At 63.5% G+C, this 3547-nt stretch carries 6 protein-coding genes; all 6 read right to left on the bottom strand.

Annotated features, from left to right (window positions below):
* Window positions 1–64: 64 nt before the first annotated feature.
* A complete protein-coding gene (locus Q7T06_RS02680; RefSeq protein WP_304779716.1) occupies window positions 65–487 on the bottom strand; it encodes an organic hydroperoxide resistance protein in 423 nt (140 codons plus the stop codon).
* A gap of 122 nt (window positions 488–609) precedes the next feature.
* Entirely contained in the window at window positions 610–1080 is a 471-nt protein-coding gene (locus Q7T06_RS02675; protein ID WP_304779713.1) for a MarR family winged helix-turn-helix transcriptional regulator, read from the bottom strand.
* Window positions 1080–1844, bottom strand: a complete 765-nt coding sequence (locus tag Q7T06_RS02670) for an SDR family NAD(P)-dependent oxidoreductase (RefSeq protein ID WP_304779710.1) — start codon at window positions 1842–1844, stop codon at window positions 1080–1082. Before Q7T06_RS02670 ends, Q7T06_RS02675 begins: the two co-directional genes overlap by 1 nt.
* Window positions 1845–1919: 75 nt before the next feature.
* Window positions 1920–2435, bottom strand: a complete 516-nt coding sequence (locus Q7T06_RS02665) for a TPM domain-containing protein (RefSeq protein ID WP_304779707.1) — start codon at window positions 2433–2435, stop codon at window positions 1920–1922.
* Window positions 2435–3226: a YgcG family protein gene (locus tag Q7T06_RS02660; RefSeq protein WP_304779705.1), complete on the bottom strand. Its 792-nt coding sequence runs from the start codon at window positions 3224–3226 to the stop codon at window positions 2435–2437. The genes Q7T06_RS02665 and Q7T06_RS02660 overlap by 1 nt, the downstream gene beginning before the upstream one ends.
* Window position 3227: 1 nt before the next feature.
* Window positions 3228–3547 (bottom strand): LemA family protein (locus Q7T06_RS02655; protein ID WP_304779701.1); only part of this gene is annotated, 320 nt, incomplete at its 5' end.

Genomic DNA, 3547 nt, shown 5'->3' with positions numbered 1-3547 from the left:
AATATATGTCTAATTGCGATTTTCCATACCGGATATTCGCAAATCACATGTCTCCCCGATTTACTCAGGCATTGACCGTCAGGGTCACGTCGATATTGCCGCGCGTAGCGTTCGAGTAAGGGCACACTTCATGCGCGCGCGCGACCACCGCTTCGGCTGCTGCCTGGTCCATGCCCGGGGTGCTCACTGCCAGCGTGACCGCCAGTCCAAAGCCGCCCGCTGCATTCGGGCCGATGCCGACCGAGGCGTTGATGCTGGTGTCTGCAGGAATCGGGGTCTTCAGTGCGCCGCCGACCAGTTTCATGGCGCCGATGAAGCAGGCGGCATAGCCGGCTGCGAACAGTTGTTCAGGATTGGTGCCTTCGCCGCCTGCGCCGCCCAGTTCCTTCGGTGTCGACAGTTTGACGTCGAGCGCCTTGTCGCTGGAAACGCCACGGCCGTCGCGGCCACCGGTTGCGGTTGCATTTGCTGTGTAAAGAATTTGCATGAGTAACTCCTTGGTTGGGTGAGGGCGGCACTGCTGTACCGATGGCAATAACTATAGCGTACAATTAAATTGTACGCAATTGATTATTTCTATCGGTCCGATGGCCCCTGCCCGTGACCGCCTCAGACGTCGCTATCGAGGGCTTTGAACAGTTCGTCGCGCACGCGCGACAATTCGTCGCGCATATTGCCCAGCGTTTTCAGTTGCTGGCCGCTGGCGCACAAGACTTGCTGGGGAATCTCTTCGGCCTGCTTGCGCAGCGCCCGGCCCGCGGTCGACAGGATGATGCGCACCTGGCGCTCGTCATGGGGGTCGCGGTTGCGCGTGACCAGCCCGTTTGCTTCAAGCCGCTTGAGCAGGGGCGTGAGGGTGCCCGAATCGAGGAACAGATGGGCGCCGATGTCCTTGACCAGGATCCCGTCCTGCTCCCACAGCACCAGCATGACCAGGTACTGCGGGTAGGTCAGGCCGAGCCGGTCGAGCATCGGCTTGTAGGTCCTGGTCATGGCATGCGAAGCGGAATACAGCGCGAAGCAGAACTGGTTTTCCAGTGCCAGCATGTTGATCTTGGGCAGCTTCGCGGTGTCGTCCATTATTCGTCTACCGGAACCGTGTAATTGAGTGCCAGACGGCCGCCGTCCACGTACATGGTCTGGCCGGTCATGTAGGAAGCGTCGTCGCTGGCCAGGAACGCGGCCACCGAAGCGATTTCCTCCGGCTCGCCGCAGCGTCCGATCGGCGTGCGCGACAGGATGGTGCGGCGCGCCTCCGGGCTCGCCAGCACGGCCTTCCTGGCCAGCTCGGTCAGGATGGTGCCGGGACCGATGCCGTTGACGCGGATGCCGTGCCGCGCCAGGCCGATCGACATGACCTTGGTCAGCTGGTTGATTCCGCCCTTGGACACCACATAGGGCACCTGGTTCGGTATCGCCAGTTCGGCGTTTACGCTCGACATGTTGATGATGCTGCCGCTCTGTTGCTTGACCATTTCGCGCGCGGCCGCCTGGCTGCACAGGAACATCGATTTCAGGTTGATCCGCAGCACGCGGTCGAAGTCGTCTTCGGACAGGTCCAGGAAGTCGGCCGCGTGGGTGACGCCGGCATTGTTGATCAGGATGTCGATGCGGCCGAAAGCTTGCATGGTGGCCGCGATCATGGCGTCCACGTCGACTTTCAGGCTGACGTCGGCGGCGAAGAAGCGCGCCTGCTCGCCCAGGCTGTCGGCGACCGCCGCGCCTTCCGGCTTGATATCGACCAGCATCACGCGCGCGCCGTCCTGGATCAGGCGTTCGGCGCATGCCAGGCCGATGCCCTGGGTAGCGCCGGTGACGATGGCCACTTTTTTGTCTAGTTTCATTTCTTGCCTCCAGGCTTTTTGGAATAGCGAATTTTAACCACAGCGCGCCGCCGCTGCAGGTTTTTCTTCCAGCCCTTACAGCACGATCGGGTGATCGGGTAATTCGTTGGCGCGCGCGCCGGTTGCCGGAAACTGGCTGATCAGCAGGGTGTTGATGTGTTCCACCGCCGCCAGCGTACTGCTTTCGAACTCGCCGCGCGCGAAACCCTGCGTCATGGTGCGGCACACATCTTGCCAGGTTGCGGGGTCGATCTTGCGGCCGATCCCGCGATCGACCACGATATCGACCTTGTGCTCGGCCAGGTTGACATACACCAGTACGCCGCAATTGTCTTCGGTATCCCACACGCCGTACTCGGCGAACAGGGCAATGGCGCGCTGGCGGTTGCTCATGTCGGACCAGATGGCCTCGGATGGCATGGAATTTTCGACGATCAGGCGCAGCTCGCCGCGGTGGCGCTGCTCGCCGGCCGTGATGGCGGCGCCGATTTTCTCCAGCGTGGCGCTGGGGAATGCGCGCCGGCCGACGGCGGCGGTCGTGCGCCAGTGGCGCCACGCCCGTTTCAAACGATCAGCAAAAGAGCTTGCCATTACCAGTCTCCCGAGGCGCCGCCGCCGTCAAAGCTGCCGCCGCCACCTGAAAAACCACCGCCGGAGAAGCCGCCGCCACCGCCGCCGCCCCTGCTGCCCAGGCTGCCGAGCGCGCTGCCGATGATGAAGCCGGTCGCGCCGCTGCCCCAGCCGCCACGGCCCAGGCGCGACGAGCGGCCCGAACGCAATGTGTTCATGAGAATGATCGCGCCGATGAATAGCAGCGGCCACAGCAAGCTGCCGCCGGACGCTTCCTGGTCCTGCGCCTTGCCTTCCGGCGGCGCGGGAAACTGTTCGGCGTTGAGCAGGGTTGCAATGGCCCCGACCCCGGCCACCAGGCCCTCGTAGAATTGCTTCTGCTGGAAGTGGGGCGCGATCACGTTGGTGAGGATGCGCTTGGACTGGGCATCGGTCAGCACGCCCTGCACACCGCGGCCGGCTTCGATGCGCAGGCGCCGCATGGCGCTGGTGTTCTCGGGCGCCACAAGCAGCAGCACGCCATCGTCGACGCCCTTGCGGCCGAGTTTCCAGGCGTCGGCCACGCGGATGCTGTACTGCTCGATCTGCTCCGGCGCGGTGCTCTTGACAGTCAGCACCGCGATCTGGCTGCCGGTGCGCTCTTCATAGTCGGTCAGCACGGCTTCGAGCTTGCCGCGCTGTTCTTCGGTCAGCATGCCGGCCTGGTCGACCAGGTGCGCGCTCAGCGGCGGCACCGGCACCAGCTGGGCCTGCGCCTGGCCGGCAAAGGCCAGCACCAGCACGGCGGCCCACAGGATGCGCATGACCGTCATATTACTTGCCGAAGTTGACGGCCGGGGCGGTCGAAATCGCTTTTTCGTTGTCCACCGTGAACACTGGCTTGACGTCGTAGCCGAACATCATCGCCGTCAGGTTGGTCGGGAACTTGCGGATCTGGACGTTGTAGTCCTGTACCGCCGCGATGTAGCGCTGGCGCGCCACGGTGATGCGGTTCTCGGTGCCTTCCAGCTGCGACTGCAGCTCGGCGAAGCGGGCGTCCGCTTTCAGGTTGGGATAATTTTCGGACACTGCCATCAGCCGCGACAGCGCGCTCGACAGTTCCCCCTGCACCTGCTGGAACTTCTGGAACGCTT

The organism is Herminiimonas sp., from assembly GCF_030645555.1.
GTDB lineage: Bacteria > Pseudomonadota > Gammaproteobacteria > Burkholderiales > Burkholderiaceae_D > Oxalicibacterium.
The sequence above is the reverse complement of the archived record's forward strand: the minus strand, read 5'-3'. Positions and strand labels throughout refer to the sequence as shown.